The following is a 19,041-nucleotide window of genomic DNA, read 5'->3' on the forward strand; positions in this document are numbered from 1 at the left end:
TTCTGCGGCTCGGGAGGGTGTGTGGACAGCGCGACCATGGGCGAGCTGGTGATGGCCGGATTCGCCAAGCTCGGGTTCATCCGGTTCGCCGGCATCGAGGGGGAGGAGTTCGCGGCCGGGCACAATGTCGTCGCGATGTCGCCGCGCCCCGAGCACTTCAACCACAACGGCGACCTGCACGCCGCCGTGCTCTTCGGGCTGGCCGAGACCGCCGCCATGGGCGCCGCGGTCTCCGGGATCGTCGACGTGATGGGCGAGACGTTCGTCGTCGCGCGCAACGGGCGCATCGAGTACCTGGCCCGCGCCAAGGGTGACGCGGGACCGTTCCGCGCGGCCGCCGACCTCGACGCGGCGCTGCTCGCCCGCATCCGCGCGGCCATCGCCGAACGCGCCGAGAGCGAGTTCGAGATCGGCGTCCGCATCACCGACGACACCGGAAAGCAGGTGGCGGCAGCGGCTTTCACGGCCGTGCTGCGCCCGCGCCGCGCCTGAGGCGAGGCTCCGGCTCCCCGCCCGCCGGAGTCCCGCCCGAGGCGGGGCCTACGGCTGCCCGGTCAGGTAGTCCTCGGCCGCGTCGATCGCGGGCTGCCCGCCCCCGTGGTAGAGCCCGGCGAACGCGCCGATGACGCCGCCGACCACGGTGGTGATCGGCACGGTGATGAAGTCGAACACGAACAGCCCCAACGGGAATCCGACCAGGAAGCCGATGCCCGCGCCGATCGCCGCGCCCGCGAGGATCTGGGGCATCGCCTTCTCCGCCTCGGCGAAGAAGCGCTGCTGCGCATTGATCTCGCGCACCGGCGTTTCCGCCATCTCGGCGGGCGCGAGGGTGAGGCGGGTGCCCGACTCGTCGAGGTCCGGGACGAGGTCGACGCGCTGACCGGCGATGTGCAGCGTCATCGGCAGTGCCGCCACCACCTCGCCGTCCCGGTCGGCCACGGTGACCACGCGGTTGTCGGAGACCAGGTCGAAACGCCCGTCCGTCAGGGTGGTGACGGTGGCGCGCCGGTCCTCGGCGACGCTCACGTGGTAGTCGATCTCGTGGAACGCGCCGCGCAGATCCAGCGCCGGGTCCGCCGCCGGGTCGGCCGGGGCCACGCCGGAGGCGAGTCCGGTGGTCGCCAGCGCCAGCAACGCCGTCGCGGTGATTCTGCTGATCCTCATCCGATGCTTGTCCGTCCGCCGCATGTCCGATTTGTCCGCGCAGAATGTACCCGGCCTCGGCGGTGCCGGAAAGGGCGCCGGGACAATTGGGTGTGATCTAACAATCGCCGTTGTGGGATCTAACTGTCGCGGCGCGCGGAATCCGGTGCGTGCTCCGGGCGGATGCCCATTCCGCCGAGGTAGGCGGTGAGCGCCGCCAGCGGCGGGAAGCGGTCGGGCAGCCGCAGGGGCAGCGGGGCCTCGCGCAGCGTTCCGTCCAGCGCGGGGCGCAGCACCATGTCGTGTTCGCCGCGTCGCCCAGGCAGAGCAGGCCGTCGACGTGCCAGCGGTCGAGCCTGCCCATGGTGACCTCGAGCAGTTTCACGTCGTCCCAGGAGCGGATGGCCGCCAAACTCTCGGCGTCCCAGTCGAACAGCTCGTGGAGTTCGTCGCGCAGCCACTGGATGTCGCGCGTGCGCAGGGCCGCGTCGCTGCCCTTCGGGATGAGGTGCTCGTACCTCCGCCTTCGCTCCGGCCGTGCGCGGTGTGCGGAGGGGCTTCGCCCCAGCTGCGTCTGAGGGGAGGCCGGTGGTAGTCGCCGCGGTCCATCGTGACGGCGGCCCGCCCGCCGCCGAAGTGCGCGAGATCATACTCTCCCGGCTGCCGTCGGGATTGCGGTACCGCACACCGGTGATGGGCCCCGTCGCCGCGTCGTGCGCGGTGCGTTCCCGGCCCGCCGCGTTGTCCGGGCCGCGCAGCAGATCGACCGCGGCGGTTTCCATGCGGAGGGTGAATGTGGGCTCGGCGCGGGCGGTTTCGGCGAGCAGGTTCAGGAATTCCCACTGCGGCACCATCGCGATGTGCCGGTATCCGACCGGGATGCCGCCGAAATCGGCGATGACGAGGGTGCGGTCGCCGATCCGCATCCGCATCTGTTCCAGCTTGCGGTGCGGCAGTGCGGCGAAGCGCGCGCCGAGGCCGAGTTCGTCCAGCAGGCCGCAGCGTGGATGGGTGCACCGTGTCACCACGGAAATCGCGCAGGAAGTCGCGGTGCTTCTCCAGGACCACCACCTCGATGCCGGCCCGGGCGAGCAGCAGTCCGGCCATCATCCCCGCGGGTCCGCCGCCCGCCACGACCACCTGTGTCGACTCCATCGGTGCCCCTCCCTCTGTTTACTACCAGATGTAGTAATTCCGTGTACGACCGAACGTGGTACCGGAATCGCCTTCGCGCCAGGGGTTGACGGGGCGGCATGCGGGTCGTAATACTGAACTAGATGGTTCAGTATGAGTTTCTGGATGCCTCGTTCGGGGCGCTGGCGGACCCCACCAGACGGGGCATCCTCGAGCGTCTCGGCGGCGGGCCCGCCACCGTCAGCGAACTGGCCGAGCGCTTCGACATGACCCTCACGGGCATCAAGAAGCACATCGGGCTGCTGGAGGAGGCGGGCATGGTCGTCACGGAGAAGCGCGGCCGGGTGCGGTACTGCATGCTCGGCGCGAACGTGCTCGAGCGTGAAGTGGCCTGGCTGCAGGGGTATCGGAGGATGCTGGAAGCCCGGATGGACCGTCTCGGAGAATTCCTCGAACGAACGGAGCCAGAACAATGACCACCGGTACACGCGAAGTCACTGTCGCCAAGCAGTCCGACCGCGAGATCCACATCGAGCGCGTCTTCGACGCCCCGATCGACCGGGTCTGGGAGGCCCACAGCCGCATCGAACAGCTCGTCCAGTGGTGGGGGCGCGGCAACCGGATCGACGTGGAGCGCTGGGAGTTCCGCAAGGGCGGGCACTACCGCTTCGTCGAGCGGTCCGATGACGGCGAGCACGGCTTCGAGGGGCGGTTCCGCGAGATCACCCCGAACGAGCGCATCGTGCAGTCCTTCGAGTGGGACGGCATGCCCGCCCACATCTCCATCGACGCCGTCACCTTCATCGATCTCGGCGACGGCCGCACGAAGGTCGTCACCGACAGCCAGTTCCACACCCCGCAGGAGCGCGACGGGATGCTGGCCTCTGGGATGGAATCCGGTCTCGCCGAGAGCTACGAGGCCCTCGACGCGCTGCTCGCGAAATCGGCCTGAGCGCCGGCGTGTGGAACAGGTTGGCGCGAACGGGTATTCACTCGACTCGCGCCGGCCGTTCCGTATTCGCTATCGGGAAGTCCTGCCGCTCAGCCTCTTTCCGTGCCGATCCGGCGCTTGCGCGGCTTCAGGCGCAGCGGCGGCAGCGGTGGGGCGGGGATGCGCTGATCGTGGGGATGGCCGGCGATGTAGGGGAACCGCTCGGCATTGCGCGCCTCCCAATCGGCACGGGCCGCGACGATCTCGTCGTGATCGCGGCCCACGAAGTTCCACCACATCACCAGTTCCTCGCGGAACGGTTCACCGCCGATCAGTGCCAGGTGCGCGCCCGTGGCGCTGGTGAGGCGCAGTTCGCGCCGTCCGGTGCCGAGGTAGAGCAGCGGGCCCGGCTTCAGTTCGGTATCGGCCACCGTCACCTCGCCGTCCACCGACAGCAGCGCGTACTCGAAGGCGGGATCGGCGGGGAGCACCACGTCGGCGCCCGGCTCGAGGCGCACGTCCGCGCCGACGATCGGCGTGTACGCCCGCGCGGGTGAGGTGATGCCCGCCAGTGTGCCGATGAGCACGATCGCGCGCAGCCCCGCCGACTCGTATACCGGCAGGTCGCGGTGCTGCTCGAAATGCGGTGCCACCCCGGTGGATCCGCCGGGCAGCGCGATCCACAGTTGCAGGCCGTGCCCGGCGGGCCGGGCCGGGTCGTAGTATTCGGAGTGGGCGATACCGCGCCCGGAGGTCATCAGGTTGAGCTGGCCGGGGTTGATCTCCACGTCCGAGCCCACCGAATCGCGGTGCCGGATACGGCCCTCGAACGGCCAGGTCACTGTCTGCAACCCGATGTGCGGGTGCGGATCGATATCGGGCGGCGCGCCGGTCTTGGTGACGGTGGGCGATCCGAAGTGGTCGAGGAAGCACCACGCGCCCACCGTCGGCAGATCCCGTTGCGGCAGCACCCGTTCCACGAACACGCCGCGCACGCCGCCCAGCGGCACCTCGCGCGCCGGATACAACTCGGTGACCGGTCCCGGCGCCTCGGCGGGCTCGCACACCGACTCCGCGGGATGCGGATCCAGATCGCTCACGCCGTCACCTCGCTGCGCTCGGTTCCGGCGCGCGCGATGCACGCTGTGCTGAGGGTTCGCTCGCTCACCGGACCACGCCTTTGCCGACGACGTGCGGGTCGTACTCCGGGTGCTTGTCGAGGTAGGCCTTGATGAACGGGCAGTGCGCGATGATCGTGCGCCCGCGGGCGATCACGTCGTCGAGCGCCTGCTTCGCCAGGATGTTGCCCAATCCCTTGCCGCCGAACGCCTTATCGATCTCGGTGTGGATGAAGTCGGTGTCCTGGCCGCGCTCGATGTACTCGGTGAAGCCGGCGAGTTCGCCGCCGTAGTGGATCTCGTAGCGGTTCTTCTCGGCGTTGCGTGCGACCGTGGTCGTCGTGGGGTCGGTCATGACTGCGTCCTCCTTGCGGGCCCGGGTGGGGTGCTTGCTCAGTATCGATACGCGATTGAACGCGCCGATCGTGGTGGCGATCCAGATGGTGGTCGAGATCTGGTCCGGGGAGAGCTGTTCGGCGGCCTCGGCGTACGCGCGCTCCAGTTCCGCCTCGTCCGGAAGCGTGGCCGTCACTTCGGCGAGTCCGAGCACGGCCCGGTCGCGCGCCGAGAACGGGCCGCCGCGCCGCCAGCCGGCCAGCACCGCGATCTCCTGTTCGGTGACGCCGGCGCGCAGCGCGGCGCGGTGGTGGGTGTCGAGGCAGTGCACGCATCCGTTGATCTGGGAGATGCGCAGGTTGATCAGCTCGGCGATCCGGCGGTCCAGGCCCGCGTCCTCGGCGGCCGCGCGCGCCTGTTTGGCGACCGCCAGCAGCGCCTTGTAGACGCCGGGAGTTTGCCGGTCGACCCATACTCGATCCATGTACCGGATGGTAGTCGCTCATGGTTGACATGTCACCCTAATTGAGTGAACTCCGTGCTCACGAGTCGCCGCGCGGCCCGTGGGTAGGGCGTATACCAGTCAGTACGGGCGGCTCGGCGCGAGGGTGTGACGTACGCCCCGTAAAGTCGTCTCATAACAGCACCGCAAGAAGACGCGGCACGATGTGCAGCGCGAGGAGCACCAGTGTCACTCGATCAGCCACTCGCCCCGCTCGGCCAGGAGGGCTCAGGCTTTGCCTCGGCGTGGCCCGTCCGGGCTGGTGACGTGGATGCGTACGACCGGCTTCGGTTCGACGCCGTCGCCAGATACCTGCAGGATATCGCCTGGGAAGAATTGCATCGGACCTTCCTGCATCGCTCGGACCCGGCCTGGATCGTGCGCCGCACGGTCATCGACGTCATCCGCCCGATCACCTGGCCCGACGAGGTCCAGTTGCTGCGGTGGTGCTCGAGCATGTCGACCAGGTGGACGAACATGCGGGTGCGCATCACCAGCGGCAACGGCGGGCTGATCGAGACCGAGGGCTTCTGGATCAATATCAACGAGGCCACCAACCGCCCCACCCGCATCAGCGACGAGGGCCTGGCCTACCTGGCGCGCACCACCGGCGAGCACCGGCTGCGCTGGCGGCCGTACCTGACCGACGCCACGCCCCCCGAATCGGACACCGACCTGCCCTTTCCGGTCCGGGCCACCGATATCGACCAGTACAACCACGTGAATAACGCGTGTTACTGGCAGGCGGTGGAACAGTTCCTGGTCGAATACCCCAAGCTCGTCGCCGCGCCGCACCGCGCGGTGATCGAATACCTGGCGCCGGTATGGGCGCGCCAGCACATCAGCGTGCGCAGCCGCTACGAACCCGGCGATCGCACGGGTAAGCCGGTGCTGCGGCTGTGGTTCGTGGTCGGTGACACCACCACGACCGTCGTACGGATCATGCCGCTGCCGTCCTGAGTCGGGTGTGCCGGCCGCCCTGATCGCCCGCGTCGGTCGGAGTGCCCAGTCGGACGGGCGCCCATGTCGGTTGGCCTGAGCGCCGCGCCGGCCGGGGTGGTCCCGGCCGGCGCGAACGCCGTCAGCCGCGGGCGGCCTTCAGCAATTCCTCGCGGGTGGTGAACTTGACGCGGGGACGTCCGGCGGCTTTGCCCGCCGTCTTCTCCGCGTGGTCGATGGCGCGCCACCCGTCGCGGTCCACCAGGTCGGACTGCCGCTGCGCCAGTAGCTCTTTGAGCGCGGCGCGGTCGGCGGTGGGCGCGGGCAGCACACCGGCGATGAAGTCGGCGAGGACGTGCTCGACGGTCTCCTCCGAGTCGACGCGGTTCGACCCGATGACGCCGCGCGGGCCGCGCTTGATCCACCCGCTCACGTACACCCCGGGCACCGGTGCGCCGTCGGCGCCGATCACCCGGCCCTGGTCGTTGGGCACCACGCCGCGGCGCTCGTCGAACGGCAGATCGGCGACGGGTTCGCCCCGGTAGCCGATCGAGCGCAGCACCAGGGAGGCGTCCAGGTGGTCGGTCTCGCCGGTCGCGCGGGCGACCAGTGCGCCGTCCTCCTCGACCAGTTCGTTGCGCACGACGTCGATCCCGCTCACGCGGTCCTCGCCGGTGACGGCGGTGGGGGAGGCCAGGTAGCGGAACACGATCCGCTTGTTCGCCGGGTCGGCGGACTTCGCGGCGTACTCCTGGGCCAGGGTGTACTTCAACCGCAGCGACGGTTCGGCGTCCGGGTCGTCGAGCGCGGCGCGGTCGGCGGGGCCGAGGTCGAGTTCGGACTCGTCGATCACCACGTCGACGCCCTTCAGGTGGGCCAGCGCCAGGAATTCCGGCGAGGTGTAGGCGGCCTGCAGCGGGCCGCGCCTGCCGAGCACGACGACCTCGCGGATGTTGCTGTGCCGCAGGGCCTCCAGCGCGTGATCGGCGATATCGGTCTTGGCCAGCTCGTCGGGGTCGACGGTGAGCACGCGCGCCACGTCCAGGGCGACGTTGCCGTTGCCCACGATCACCGCACGCTCGCCCGACAGGTCGAACTGCCGGTCGGCGTAGTCGGGGTGGCCGTTGTACCAGGCGACGAATTCGGTGGCCGAATGGCTGCCCGGCAGGTCCTCACCGGGCACGCCCATGCGGCGGTCGGTGGCCGCGCCCACGGCGTAGATCACCGCGTGGTGGTGGGCCAGCAGCTCCTCGTGCGAGATGTGCTTGCCCACCTCGACATTCAAGTAGTACTGGAGCGTCTCGCGGCGGAAGGCCGATTCGAACATGCCCGACACCGTCTTGGTGCCCGGATGGTCGGGGGCGACGCCCGCGCGGACCAGGCCCCACGGGGTGGGCAGGCGGTCGAACATCTCGACCTCCACGTCGCAGCGGCGCAGCAGTTCGTCGGCGGCGTAGCAGGCGGCCGGACCGGCCCCCACGATCGCGACGCGCAGCGTGCCCAGGCTCTTGGGCGGGCGCACCGGCGTGGCGAGCGGGTCGAAGTTCGATTCGAGCGGGTGGCGTTCGAACCAGGCCGCGTTGATCTCGCGGAACCGCGCGAGGGAGGCCGTCAGATCGTCCTCGGAGACGATGGCGTCCACGGGACAGGCGTCCACGCAGGCGCCGCAGTCGATGCAGGTGTCCGGGTCTATGTAGAGCATTTCGGTCGTCGCGAACTCCCGCTGCTCCGGGGTGGGACGGATGCAGTCGACCGGGCACTCGGAGACGCAGCTGGCGTCGTTGCAACAACGCTGCGTGATTACGTAGGCCATAGTGTGCAGATCCTCGGGACGTACGTGGGCTGAGCCGCCTGTGTCGGGGACGGTCCAGCGGCGCCGCAGGGAGCGGGAAGCGAGATGTGACGCCGCTTTCAGTTTGCCTCGAGTGTGGCGCGTACCTCATGCGGGGCCGTTTTCCCGCCTGTCGCACGGTGGCGCGGCGGGGCGGCCTACGGTAGGTCCATGGTGCGGACCCTGATCCTCATGCGGCACGGCAAGTCCGGCTACCCCGAGGGCGTCGGCGATCACGAGCGCCCGCTGGCCCCGCGCGGGCTACGCGAGGCCGGGCTGGCGGGTGACTGGCTGCGGGCCACACAGCCGCCGATCGACGCGGTGCGCTGCTCCACCGCCGTGCGCACCCGCGAGACCCTGGCCGCGACCGGCGTCACCGCGCCGGTCGTCTACGAGCGCGGCATCTACGAGGCCTCGCCCAACACGCTGATCGAATTGGTGCAGCTCGCCGACGACGACGTGCGCACCTTGATGCTCATCGGCCACGCCCCCGGAATGCCGTGGACCGCTTGGGAACTGGCCGCCAACCGCGACTCAGACGCGGCCGTGGAACTGAGCCGTAAGTTCCCCACCTCGGCGCTGGCCGTCCTGGAGTTCCACCACCCCTGGGCCGAAATCCACCCGGGCTCGGGCGAACTGACGACGTTCCATATTCCCCGCTGAACCCGGACGCGCCCGGCGGGGTCGAACTTCGCCGGGCGCAAGGGGTCTCGACAACCGCGTCGACCTCGCTCGCGCTCGGCGGGTAGCCCCGGCCGGGTCATGTCGACTCGCGTCGCGCGCGACAAATCACGGGCCGTCGACGCTACGTCCGAGGGCGGACTCCGGGCCCCCCACCCGGCTCAGCTCATTTGAGCAGCTTGCCGCCCACGACGACCCCCACCCCGAGCAGCACCAGCAGCAGGAACGCCACGAAGCCGTTCGTCAGCCACCACACCACCCCGAGCACGACCACCACCGGCGCCACCGCGATAGCCGCGATCACCGGACTCTCCTTGACCGTCGCCCAAGCCGACCGAGCCCGGATCCGATCTATGTCTTTGCCTGCCATACGACCAGGGTAGGCCGGTTCGGGGGATCGACAAGGAGAGGTCAGTCGGCCAGCCTGTCGAGGTCGATCTTCATCGGCGCGGGCGAGGCTACGGAGAATGCGCCACTCCCCTCGAATTCCTCGACGTAACCGAGTTCGTCGGTGAGGCGCAGCGCGAGCACGCTGATCGGTGAGCTCGGGTCGATGATCCAGTAGTGCGGTATGCCGGCATCGGCATACTCGGCCCGTTTGATGACGTAGTCCATACGGCGCGAGCCGGGAGAGACGATCTCGACTACCAGTCGCACACTCTCGGCGCGGACGATTCCACGCTTGCCGCGAAGCCGGTCGCGCTCATGACGCTCGATCACGATGAGGTCCGGTTTTCTGACCGTCGCGGGCTGGTCGCCCGGCACCAGCTGTAGATCGACGTCCATGTCGAGTGCGGCCGCCAACCTCGATGGCAACTGTGTACGCATCTGGAAGAGGAGCTCGCCGGCCGCCATGTTGTGATCCAGTGTCGGCGACGGTGCCATCGCGAGCTTCCCCTCCTGCAGCTCCCAGCGATTCAGTTCGTCCTGCTCGAGCGCTTCATAGTCGGCGACCGTCAGCAGTCGCCACGGTTCGGGTAGCGCGGTCACCCTCACCCTCCTCAGCTCGCTCCCCCAAGTCGTATCCAGTGTCCCACAGTCCTCGTGGCTGACGAGCAAGCGCGAGAGGGCGCGTCTCGGGGGACGGGAGAATGGGGCTTGCTTGGAGTGCGCTCCAGGTGGATAGCGTCGAGTGGGTTCGAGGAGAGGGGTGAGTGCGGTGAGTGTGAGCGTGCGGGCCGAGGGGAATGCGGAGCGGGAACGGCCGCGGTATTCGATCGGCGAAGTGGCCGAGCGGACCGGGCTGACCAGGGACACCTTGCGGTGGTACGAGCGGATCGGGCTGATGGACTACGTCGGCCGCGATCACGCGGGCAAGCGGCGGTTCAGCGACCGGGATCTGGAATGGCTCGCGCTGATCGGCAAATTGCGCACCACCGGGATGACGGTGGCCGACATGGTCCGCTACGCCGAACTCGTGCGCGAGGGGGAGCAGACCTTCCCTGAACGACTGGAGATGTTCCGCCGCACGCGCGCCGACGTACTCGCCAAGATCGCCGAACTGCAACAGGCCGTGGACGTCCTGGACTACAAGATCGCCATTTACGAGGGGTGAAGCCAACGCCTTCGGCGTATTGCTCGGCAATTGGTGCCAGGTCCACAGGTGAGGACTGTGCCCGGCTGGATGTTCATGTGCGGGAGTCTTCGTGCTCCTGCGACCGTGAAAGGAAACGACGTATGACTACGACGACGCTGCCCACCACCGCCCTTGGCATGGACGGCTTGGAGGTGGGCGCTCAGGGGCTCGGCTGCATGGGCATCAGTGAGTTCTACGGCCCTAGTGACCTGGACGAATCGCGTGCGACGCTGGATCGCGCGCTCGAACTCGGGATCACCTTGTTCGACACCGCCGATATCTACGGCTCCGGCCACAACGAGGAATTCCTCTCCGATTTCGTGCGGGCCAACCGCGAGCAGGTGGTGCTGGCCACCAAGTTCGGCATCGTGCGCAAGGCCGACGATCCCGCCTTCCGGGGTTTCGACAACTCGCCCGACTACATCCGCGAGTCCGTGGACGGCAGCCTGCGCAGGCTCGGCATCGACGTCATCGACCTGTACTACATGCACCGGCGCGATGTGCGGGTGCCGATCGAGGAGACGGTGGCCGTGATGGCCGAACTCGTCGCGGCGGGCAAGGTGCGCGCGCTGGGGTTGTCCGAGGTGACGGGCGCGGAACTGCGCGCGGCGCACGCCGTGCACCCGATCGCGGCGGTGCAGTCGGAGTGGTCGCTGTTCTCCCGCGACGTGGAGCGCTCCGCCGTGCCCGCGGCCGCCGAACTGGGTGTCGCGTTCGTGCCGTACTCACCGCTGGGGCGCGGGTTCCTCACCGGGTCGTTCGCCACCGCTGGCGAACTGGCCGGTCGGGACTTCCGCAAGGCGATGCCGCGCTTCTCCGGTGACAACGCCGCGCGCAACGCGGCACTGCTGGCCCCGGTGCACTCCATCGCCGCGGCGCGCGGCGTGACGCCCGCGCAGGTCGCCCTGGCCTGGGTGCATGCCCGTTCGGACGCGCACGGCCTGCCGGTGGTGCCGATCCCCGGCACCCGCAGCCGCACCCGGCTGGCGGAGAACGTCGCCGCCGCGACCCTGGCCCTGACCGCCGACGAACTGGCCACCCTCGAGCCCATCGCGGAGCAGGTCGCCGGAAACCGCTACGCGGACATGTCCTTCACCTCCGCCGGACGGGAGTGAGCGTCGCCGCGCCCGGTCCGAGATCCGGGCCGGGCGCGGCGACGGCGCTCAGTAACCCTGGTACGCCCCACCGGAATTGACCGCCGCGACGCCCGGCACGTTCGACAGCGATCCGTACCGGTCGATCGAGTAGCGGGTGGCGGCGACGATGTTGTGCACCGGATTCCAGATGTCGTCGTAGCCCGGCGCCTTGTAGGCGTTGAACGTGCTGTCGATGGTCTGCATGATGCCCTTGGACGGCGTGCCGTTGAGCCAGTTGCTGTCCCAGCGGTTCTCGGCGTGCGGGTTGCCGCTCGACTCGTGCTCGATGATCATCGCGATGGCGCGCTCGTCGATCTCCTCGGGCTTGTAGCCCATCTCGATGAGGATCTTCTTGGCCTCGGCGATCCAGTCCGCGACCTCGCCGGTCGGCATCGGGCCGCTGGGCGCGCCGGAGCCACCGCCCGAGCCGGAATACGGTGTGCTCGAAGACGATCCGGAGTTGCCGCCACTGCCCGACATCAGGTAGCTCGGCGTGTTCGACGGTGACTGGCTGGGGGTCTGCGTCTGGCTGGGGGTCTGCGTCTGGCTGGGTGTCTGCGTCTGGCTGGGGGTCTGCGTCGCCGCGGGTGTGGTGCTCGCCGGGTCGGTGGCGGGGGACGGGGAGGCGATGAGGCTCGGATCGTTCAACGCCTCGACCGCGGCCTGCAGCTTGCCGACGGCCGCGTCCACCTTGGTCTTCGCGGCGGTCGCGACGTTCTGCGCGGTCTGCAGGGCCGTGGTGATCTGGGTTTCCCAATTCGCGGCGTCGGCCGCGATGCGGATGCGCAGGTCCTCGGCCGCCTGGCCGGTCAGATCGCCGAGCAGTTCGGTGGTGCGGGCGGTGGCGTCGACGGTGCCGTCGGGTTTGACGGTGAACCCGGTGATCAGGCCCGCGCCCGCCGCGGGCACGGGCCCGGCCGCCGAAGCCTGGTCGCGCAGCCGCAGCACCGCCGATTTGGCCTCGTTCAGGTTTCCGACCTCGGCGGCGAAGGCGGTGGAGAGTTCGAGCAGCGCGGCGCTCACCGCCGACGCGCGGGATTTCTCGGTGTCCATCCGGGAGGTCGCCGCGGCGGCCGCCGCGCCGGACCAGATGTTCTCGGTCCCGAGCTGGGCGGTCGTGTCGGACGCCGTGCGCACGGCGGTGTCGAGGTTCTGTGAGAGGGTCGAGGCCGCCGTGCCCGCCGCGGCCAGCTGGTCGGGCTGCCAGCCGGCGACGTCGTCGATGGAGAGGGTCATGGCAGCTCCAGGGCGATGGTCTGCAACCGGGTCGCGAAGTCGCCCTCCGCCACCTCGTAGGCGCCCGCGGCATTGCGGGTGGTGTCGGCGACCTTGTCGAGCCGGGTCGAGATCCGCGTGAGCGCGGTGTTCACCGCATCGGTCGCCGGGGTGACCGACGCACCGAACTCCGTGCCGGGTAGCGCGCCCGCGGCGGGGCCGAACCCGTTGCCCGCGTTGAGTCCGCGAATCGTCCCGGCCCCGGTGGACAGTGTGTTCGCGAAGGTCTTCAGCGCCTCAGGATTCACCTGGAGCTGTCCGGCCTGCGGTCCCTCGACCATTGGAAATCCCCCATCTCCCCGACCTGAAAGTCGCGGCCAGCATAACAAAGGCGGGCCCGCGAGGAGAGGGTCTCGACGCTCTGATCAGCCGGTGTCGGTCGCGGCGGTTATGTTGGTCGAGGTGTCTCCGGCGGCGGGCCCGCGTGGGCCGGGAGCGACGGCCGCCGGATCGGACAGAGAGGTCGGCACATGCGCGCAGCTCAGGTCAGCAAGCTGGAGGGTCCCGAGGCCATCGAGGTCGTCGAGATCCCCGAACCCGCGGGGTACGAGGGCGGGGTGGTGATCGACGTGCACGCCGCGGGCGTCGCGTTCCCCGACGTGCTGATGACGCGCGGGCTGTACCAGATGAAGCCGCAGCTGCCGTTCGTCGTGGGCGGCGAGGTGGCGGGCGTGGTCCGCGAGGCGCCCGAGGGCGCGCAGGTGCGCGCCGGTGACCGGGTGCTGGCGCTGACGATGCTGGGCAACGCGATCGCCGAAGTGGCGGTGGCTCCGGCGCCGATGGTGTTCCGCCTGCCCGACAACATCTCGCTGGAGGCGGGGGCCGGCATCCTGTTCAACGATCTGACCGTGCACTTCTGCCTGCGCAACCGCGGCAGGCTGGCCGAGGGCGAGACCGTGCTCGTGCACGGCGCCGCGGGCGGCATCGGCACCTCCACGCTGCGCATGGCCGCGGCGCTGGGCGCGGGCCGGGTGATCGCCGTGGTGAGCACGCCGGAGAAGGCCGAGGTGGCCAGGGCCAACGGCGCGAGCGATGTGGTGCTCACCGAGGGCTGGCTCGCCGCGGTCAAGGAACTCACCAGCGGGCGCGGCGTCGACATCGTGCTCGACCCGGTGGGCGGGGACCGGTTCACCGACAGCCTCCGCTCGCTGGCCCCGGCCGGGCGGCTGCTGGTCGTCGGGTTCACGGCGGGGGAGATCCCCACCGTGAAGGTGAACCGCCTGCTGCTCAATAACGTCGAGGTGGTCGGCGCGGCGTGGGGCGAATGGGTCATGCGCAACCCCGGTTACCTGGCCGAACAGTGGGCCGAGGTGGAGCCGCTGCTGGCGTCGGGCAAGATCGCGCCGCCCGAGCCGGTGCTGTTCCCGCTGGAGCGCGCCGCCGACGCCGTCGCCTCCCTGGACAACCGCACCGCCACCGGCAAGGTCGTCGTCACGCTGCGCTGAGGTGCGGGCCCGTCCGCCGCGCCGATGACCAGAACGCCGATCCGGGTGGTGGCCGGATCCTGCTGACGCCGGAGACCCCGCATCGGCGCGGCATCGGCGCGGTCACCGACCTCGAGGCGCCCTACCGGGCCGCCCGCCATCCGGTCGGTGGCCGCAGCTCGATCCGGACCTTGCCTAGGCCGGGCCGGTCGAAGCGGACCGGTCCGGCACCGACCTCACCGCCGCCGAACGAGAGACCATCGACCATGACACTCACCGACCGGGTGCTCAACCGCACGCTGCTCGAGCGCCAGCACCTGCTGGAACGCTCCACCCTCACCACGCCGCGGATGTGCGAGCACCTGATCGGGTTGCAGGCCCAGGACGTGCCGCCGCCCTTCGTCGGATTGTGGAGCCGGATCGCGGATTTCGATCCGTCGACGGTGTCGGACGGTTTGGACGACCGTTCGCTGGTGCGCATCACGTTGATGCGCGGCACGGTGCACCTGGTCACCCCGTCCGACGCGCTGCGCATCGCGCCGCACATCCAGCCGGAGCTGGAGAAGGTGCCGTTCCGCAAGGGTTTCAACTTCGGCGCGATGGTCGGCATGGACCCCGACGAGGTGCGTGCGCGGGGTGAGGAAGTGCTCGGCGACGAGCCGATGGCCGCCTCCCAGATGCGCGGCCGCGCCGCCGAGCTCTGGCCGGACCGCGACGCCGGGGCCGTGCTGCAGACCTGGCTGTACCAGCTGCCGGTGTTGCAGACGCCGCCGCGCGGACGCTGGAAGGACAACAGCCGCCCGGTGTGGTCACGCGTGGAACCCTGGCTCGGCGCACCGCTCGACCCCACCTACCCGCTCGCCGAACTCCTGCTGCGCTACCTGCGCGCGTTCGGCCCGGCCACCACCTCGGACATGCAGGCCTGGTCGAAGCTCACCGGCATCAAACAGGCCGTCGATCAGCTCGGCGAGCGGGTCCGCACCTACACCGACGCGCGCGGGCGCACCCTCTACGACGCGGCCGACGCCGCGCTCGCCGATCCCGATCGCCCCGCCCCGGTCCGCCTGCTCGGCTGGTACGACAACCTGCTGCTCTCCCACAAGGACCGCGCGCGTGTGATCCCCGAGGGCGGCGCGTCGCATCCCGCGTGGAGCCGGATCAACGTGTCGTCGGTGCTGATCGACGGCTTCGTCGCGGGCGTCTACAAGATCTTCCCGAAGGCGGGCGTCGCCGAGCTGCGCGCCGCCCCGACCCGCCCCTGGACGCGCGCCGAACGCACCGAATTCGACGCCGAGGCCCACGCCCTGCTCGGCTTCCTGGAACCCGATCTCACCCCACGCGTGGAGATCCTGGACGTCGGCGCGGATTTACGCCCCTGAGCGCTGCGGCGGACCCTCTCGCCCACCCTCACCGCTCCCGCGCCTCCCGGTACGCCGGCGCCTTGCTGCTCCCGGTCGGCGTCAGCGTGCGCAGCAGCGGCAGCGCCCGGCGCTCGACCACGGTGGACAGCACGATCACGCTGTGCGAGCGCACCACCGCGCTGGTCCGGTCGATGCTCAGCAGTACCGCTTGCAGGCCGGCGTGCGAGTCGGCGCCGAGGCGGCACAGCACATCGCCGGAGCCGGTGGTGGCGTAGGCCTCCAGCACGCCGGGGATGGCGTCGAGTTCTGCGCTGACGATGTCGAGCGCGCCCTGCGCGATCTCCAGCGTGACGAACGCCTGCACGTCGAAACCGGCCGCGGTGACGTCGATCTGCGGGTCGTAGGAGGCGATCACCCCGGCCTCCTCCATCCGTCCGATGCGGGATTGCACGGTGGCCCGCGCGACCTTGGTGCGGCGGGACAGCTCCAGGATCCCGGCCTTCTGGTATTCGTGCATCGCGGTGAGGATGGCGAGGTCGAGCTCATCCAGTTTCGCCGGGGTGCGGGACATGGCGGCCTCCGGTATCGGGCGCGGGCGGACGGCGGTGTCCGCTCTCTACTATTCAAATTGTCCAGCATCGAGCGCGCTCAGCTAGCCGAATCCGCCACTGTGTCCACAGAATTTCGGGGAAGTTGCCTACCGTAAGCCGTGGCGATTTCCTGGGGTATGACCATCGAGCACCTGCCCTCCGACGGCGAGCTGCGCGGCCTCGTCGGACTGGTCGACCACGACGACAGCGTCGATCCGTTCCCCGTGATCGGCTGGGACGCCCTGGTCTGGGTGGTGGGCAACGCGACGCAGACCGCGCATTTCCTCCGCTCGGCGTTCGGGATGCGGCTGGAGGCGTACTCCGGTCCGGAGACCGGCAACCGCGACCACAAGGCGTACGTGATGCGCAGCGGCGCGGCGCGTTTCGTGGTGACCGGCGCGGTGTCCCCCGACAGTCCCCTCATCGAGCATCACGCCAAACACGGCGACGGCGTCGTCGACATCGCGCTGGAAGTCCCCGACGTGGACCGCTGCGTGACATGGGCCCGCGAGCACGGCGCGACCATCTTGGACGAACCCCACGACGAGACCGACGATCTCGGCACCATACGCACCGCGGCTCTGGCGACGTATGGCGACACCAGGCACACCCTGGTGGACCGTTCCGCCTACTTCGGCCCCTACCGCCCCGGCTATGTCGCGCGCCGCGCACCCGAACCTAGTGAGGGGACCAGGCTGTTCCAGGCCATCGATCACGTCGTCGGCAACGTCGAACTGGGCATGATGGACCGCTGGGTCGAGTTCTACCGCCGCGTCATGGGTTTCACGAACATGGCCGAATTCGTCGGCGACGACATCGCCACCGAGTACTCGGCGCTGATGAGCAAGGTCGTGGCCAACGGCAACCACCGGGTGAAGTTCCCGCTCAACGAGCCGGCGGTGGGCAAGAAGCGCTCCCAGATCGACGAGTACCTGGAGTTCTATCGCGGCCCCGGCGTGCAGCACATCGCCCTGGCCACCTCCGACATCCTGGCCTGCGTCGACGCGCTGCGCGCCGCGGGCGTCGAGTTCCTGCCGACCCCCGCCACCTATTACGAGGACCCGGAACTGCGCGCCCGCATCGGCCACGTCCGGGTGCCGGTGGAGGAGTTGCAGCACCGCGGCATCCTGGTCGACCGCGACGAGGACGGCTACCTGCTGCAGATCTTCACCAAACCGCTCACCGACCGCCCCACCGTCTTCTTCGAACTCATCGAGCGCCACGGTTCCCTCGGCTTCGGCAAAGGCAACTTCAAGGCCCTCTTCCAGGCCATCGAACGCGAACAACAGGCCCGCGGGAATCTGTGACAGCGGTCTAGGTTTGAGTCAACCGGCTGCACGCGTCATCGGCCAGCGCCTTACCCGCCTCGCCGTAGAGGTGGAACACTTCGTCCGCACCGCGCTCGCGCAGCTCCTCGATATCCTCGGCGTGCGTTACGACGCCGGCGATCACGGCACGGCAGTGCCCCTTGCGCAGCTGGTCGAGCGCTGCCAGATTGCCGCGCTGATGTGGCATCGCCAGCACGATGAGCTCGACCTCGTCGGACAGGTTCAGGCGTTCCCAGAAGTCGGAATCGGCGGCATCCCCCTGGACGATCCGGTAGCCACGCGCCCGCAACTCGTCGGCTACGGTCGGGTCCTGTTCGACCCCGATCACGGTCATGCCGTGCTCGTCGCGAAGTTGATCGTAGGCGCCCCGCCCGACCCGGCCCATGCCGAGGATCACCGTGCGCGCGTCGTCCACCATCATGGGCCGGTCGATCGGCAGCAGTGGGTCGCGTTCGAAGCGCCTCCACCGGTCGGCGTAGGCCTGGTACAACCGGGGAGCATTCGAGTTGAGCACGGCGGAGGCGGTGAAACTCATCGCCACGGTCAGCGCGATCACCACCAGCCAGTCCGGTGACAGCAGGCCGCTCGCGGTCGCCAGCGCGCCGACGATCAGCCCGAACTCCGAGTAATTGGTCAGCGCGGCGCCGGACAGGAGCGCGGTGCGCGCGCGCAGCCTGGCGCGGAGGAACAGCGCGACGAACAGGGCGCCCTTGAACAGCGCCAGCAGCAGCAACCCGGCCGACACCGCGAATGTCTGCGCGGTGGGCATCCCGGCGAGTCCGATGCTCAGGAAGAAACCGACCAGGAACAGCTCTTTCAGTGCGAACAACGACTTCGCCAGCGGCGCCGAATTCGCCGCGGGCGCGATGAGTACGCCCAGCAGCAGAGCGCCCAGATCGCCTTTGATGCCCACTAGATCGAACAAACCGTAGCCGAGGACCAACGCCGCGACCACGCCGAAGAGTACCTGCATCTCACCGTGTCCGATCCGGTCGAGCAGCCGGTGCAACAGGGGCGCCATCGGGATCAGCAGCAGCAGTGACAGCGCCCACAAGCTGGGGTAGTTCCCGGTCGACGCCGTGATGTAGACGACCGCGAAGATGTCCTGCATGACCAGGACGCCGATGGCGGCCCGGCCGTAGAGCGAGGAGGCCTCGCCGCGTTCTTCCAGCACCTTCACCGCGAAGACCGTGCTCGAGAACGACAACGCGAATCCGATCAGCAGCAGGTCGGTCCACCCGCTGCCGGACAGCAGCGACAGCCCCGTGTATTTCAACGCGCCGACGAACAAGGCGATCGCCAGTGTCGAAACCGCCATATGCGCCGTGGCGGTGCCCCAGATCTCGCGGCGAGCCAGCGAACGTACGTCCAGTTTGAGCCCGATGGTGAACAACAGGAGCGTCACGCCGAGGTCGGCGATCGTTCCCAGTCCGTCGGTGAGTTCGTAGCCCATCCCGTTGAGTACGAATCCCGCGATGAGAAATCCGACGAGCGGTGGCAGGCGAACCGCCATGGCGCAGAGACCGCCGACGAACGCGGCGATGATGAACGCGATTTCCATGACCCCTCGAGGGTGCGCGCGGTGGAAGGGAACGCCCGACACTAACCGGCGTCGCCGAATTTCGCCGTCCGTGCGGGACGGGTGACGGGCCTGACCGGCCGGCCGCGATCACGCCGGTGACGGGCCTCCGCCGAGCTCGGGCCGACCGCACTCGTGGCGGTCTGGGTAGAGTTCA

General features: G+C 69.4%; 21 protein-coding genes and 1 pseudogene. 10 read left to right on the forward strand and 12 right to left on the reverse strand.

Translation table 11 applies throughout. The features are described from left to right. Positions 1-21: 21 nt before the first annotated feature. On the forward strand, positions 22-492 hold the full coding sequence (locus DFR74_RS16875; RefSeq protein WP_067506267.1) for a PaaI family thioesterase: 471 nt from the start codon (positions 22-24) through the stop codon (positions 490-492). 48 nt (positions 493-540) lie between these two features. Here DFR74_RS16875 and DFR74_RS16880 read toward each other — a convergent pair whose 3' ends face one another. The 3 genes and pseudogenes from DFR74_RS16880 to DFR74_RS37995 all read right to left on the reverse strand — a co-directional run. Next, entirely contained in the window at positions 541-1,164 is a 624-nt protein-coding gene (locus tag DFR74_RS16880; RefSeq protein ID WP_067506270.1) for a hypothetical protein, read from the reverse strand. 119 nt (positions 1,165-1,283) lie between these two features. Further along, complete coding sequence (locus tag DFR74_RS16885; RefSeq protein WP_369689990.1) at positions 1,284-2,075, reverse strand: hypothetical protein; 792 nt, start codon at positions 2,073-2,075, stop codon at positions 1,284-1,286. Positions 2,076-2,136: 61 nt separating this feature from the next. Continuing rightward, positions 2,137-2,298, reverse strand: a pseudogene (locus tag DFR74_RS37995) (FAD-dependent monooxygenase); the annotation flags it as partial. A gap of 122 nt (positions 2,299-2,420) precedes the next feature. Between DFR74_RS37995 and DFR74_RS16890 the strand changes: the two are divergent. Together DFR74_RS16890 and DFR74_RS16895 are read left to right on the forward strand one after the other, a co-directional pair. Further along, positions 2,421-2,753 (forward strand): ArsR/SmtB family transcription factor, encoded by a 333-nt coding sequence (locus DFR74_RS16890; protein WP_067506273.1) that lies wholly within the window; start codon positions 2,421-2,423, stop codon positions 2,751-2,753. After that, positions 2,750-3,229, forward strand: coding sequence for an SRPBCC family protein (locus tag DFR74_RS16895; protein ID WP_067506276.1), 480 nt, complete (start codon positions 2,750-2,752; stop codon positions 3,227-3,229). Before DFR74_RS16890 ends, DFR74_RS16895 begins: the two co-directional genes overlap by 4 nt. 89 nt (positions 3,230-3,318) lie before the next feature. Here DFR74_RS16895 and DFR74_RS16900 read toward each other — a convergent pair whose 3' ends face one another. Then, on the reverse strand, positions 3,319-4,308 hold the full coding sequence (locus tag DFR74_RS16900; RefSeq protein ID WP_067506279.1) for a pirin family protein: 990 nt from the start codon (positions 4,306-4,308) through the stop codon (positions 3,319-3,321). A 64-nt stretch (positions 4,309-4,372) separates the two neighbouring features. After that, complete coding sequence (locus DFR74_RS16905; RefSeq protein ID WP_067506282.1) at positions 4,373-5,146, reverse strand: N-acetyltransferase; 774 nt, start codon at positions 5,144-5,146, stop codon at positions 4,373-4,375. A 204-nt stretch (positions 5,147-5,350) separates the two neighbouring features. Here DFR74_RS16905 and DFR74_RS16910 point away from each other — a divergent pair, with 204 nt between their 5' ends. Beyond that, positions 5,351-6,124, forward strand: a complete 774-nt coding sequence (locus DFR74_RS16910) for an acyl-[acyl-carrier-protein] thioesterase (RefSeq protein ID WP_067506285.1) — start codon at positions 5,351-5,353, stop codon at positions 6,122-6,124. Between the two features lie 121 nt (positions 6,125-6,245). Here the strand turns inward: DFR74_RS16910 and DFR74_RS16915 are convergent, their stop codons facing one another. Then, positions 6,246-7,916, reverse strand: coding sequence for an FAD-dependent oxidoreductase (locus DFR74_RS16915; protein ID WP_067506288.1), 1,671 nt, complete (start codon positions 7,914-7,916; stop codon positions 6,246-6,248). A gap of 189 nt (positions 7,917-8,105) precedes the next feature. Here DFR74_RS16915 and DFR74_RS16920 point away from each other — a divergent pair, with 189 nt between their 5' ends. Continuing rightward, a complete protein-coding gene (locus DFR74_RS16920) occupies positions 8,106-8,597 on the forward strand; it encodes a SixA phosphatase family protein (protein ID WP_067506291.1) in 492 nt (163 codons plus the stop codon). A 184-nt stretch (positions 8,598-8,781) separates the two neighbouring features. On the opposite strand, the gene DFR74_RS16925 is transcribed toward DFR74_RS16920, so the two are convergent. Beyond that, positions 8,782-8,985, reverse strand: a complete 204-nt coding sequence (locus DFR74_RS16925) for a hypothetical protein (RefSeq protein WP_067506294.1) — start codon at positions 8,983-8,985, stop codon at positions 8,782-8,784. Between the two features lie 41 nt (positions 8,986-9,026). Next, a complete protein-coding gene (locus DFR74_RS16930; protein WP_067506297.1) occupies positions 9,027-9,605 on the reverse strand; it encodes a Uma2 family endonuclease in 579 nt (192 codons plus the stop codon). Positions 9,606-9,765: 160 nt separating this feature from the next. On the opposite strand from DFR74_RS16930, the gene DFR74_RS16935 reads away from it, so the two are divergent. Together DFR74_RS16935 and DFR74_RS16940 are read left to right on the forward strand one after the other, a co-directional pair. Beyond that, entirely contained in the window at positions 9,766-10,170 is a 405-nt protein-coding gene (locus DFR74_RS16935) for a MerR family transcriptional regulator (protein ID WP_232331684.1), read from the forward strand. Positions 10,171-10,292: 122 nt separating this feature from the next. Next, on the forward strand, positions 10,293-11,306 hold the full coding sequence (locus DFR74_RS16940) for an aldo/keto reductase (RefSeq protein WP_067506303.1): 1,014 nt from the start codon (positions 10,293-10,295) through the stop codon (positions 11,304-11,306). 48 nt (positions 11,307-11,354) lie between these two features. Here the strand turns inward: DFR74_RS16940 and DFR74_RS16945 are convergent, their stop codons facing one another. Next, entirely contained in the window at positions 11,355-12,563 is a 1,209-nt protein-coding gene (locus tag DFR74_RS16945; protein ID WP_067506306.1) for a lytic transglycosylase domain-containing protein, read from the reverse strand. Then, a complete protein-coding gene (locus DFR74_RS16950) occupies positions 12,560-12,883 on the reverse strand; it encodes a type VII secretion target (RefSeq protein WP_067506308.1) in 324 nt (107 codons plus the stop codon). Before DFR74_RS16950 ends, DFR74_RS16945 begins: the two co-directional genes overlap by 4 nt. A gap of 189 nt (positions 12,884-13,072) precedes the next feature. On the opposite strand from DFR74_RS16950, the gene DFR74_RS16955 reads away from it, so the two are divergent. Together DFR74_RS16955 and DFR74_RS16960 are read left to right on the forward strand one after the other, a co-directional pair. Beyond that, positions 13,073-14,047 carry an NADPH:quinone oxidoreductase family protein gene (locus tag DFR74_RS16955; protein ID WP_067506312.1) on the forward strand — a complete coding sequence of 325 codons (975 nt, stop codon included), beginning with the start codon at positions 13,073-13,075 and terminating at the stop codon, positions 14,045-14,047. Positions 14,048-14,292: 245 nt separating this feature from the next. After that, entirely contained in the window at positions 14,293-15,405 is a 1,113-nt protein-coding gene (locus DFR74_RS16960) for a winged helix DNA-binding domain-containing protein (protein WP_067506315.1), read from the forward strand. A 28-nt stretch (positions 15,406-15,433) separates the two neighbouring features. On the opposite strand, the gene DFR74_RS16965 is transcribed toward DFR74_RS16960, so the two are convergent. Then, a complete protein-coding gene (locus tag DFR74_RS16965) occupies positions 15,434-15,958 on the reverse strand; it encodes an Lrp/AsnC family transcriptional regulator (RefSeq protein WP_067506318.1) in 525 nt (174 codons plus the stop codon). A gap of 156 nt (positions 15,959-16,114) precedes the next feature. Between DFR74_RS16965 and hppD the strand changes: the two genes are divergently transcribed. Then, positions 16,115-17,284 carry a 4-hydroxyphenylpyruvate dioxygenase gene (hppD, locus tag DFR74_RS16970; protein WP_067506320.1) on the forward strand — a complete coding sequence of 390 codons (1,170 nt, stop codon included), beginning with the start codon at positions 16,115-16,117 and terminating at the stop codon, positions 17,282-17,284. Between the two features lie 7 nt (positions 17,285-17,291). On the opposite strand, the gene DFR74_RS16975 is transcribed toward hppD, so the two are convergent. Then, the gene (locus tag DFR74_RS16975) at positions 17,292-18,866 is read right to left on the reverse strand and encodes a cation:proton antiporter family protein (protein ID WP_067506323.1); all 1,575 of its coding nucleotides are present in this window, start codon (positions 18,864-18,866) and stop codon (positions 17,292-17,294) included. Between the last annotated feature and the right edge of the window lie 175 nt (positions 18,867-19,041).

The organism is Nocardia puris (assembly GCF_003315035.1).
Taxonomy (GTDB): domain Bacteria; phylum Actinomycetota; class Actinomycetes; order Mycobacteriales; family Mycobacteriaceae; genus Nocardia; species Nocardia puris.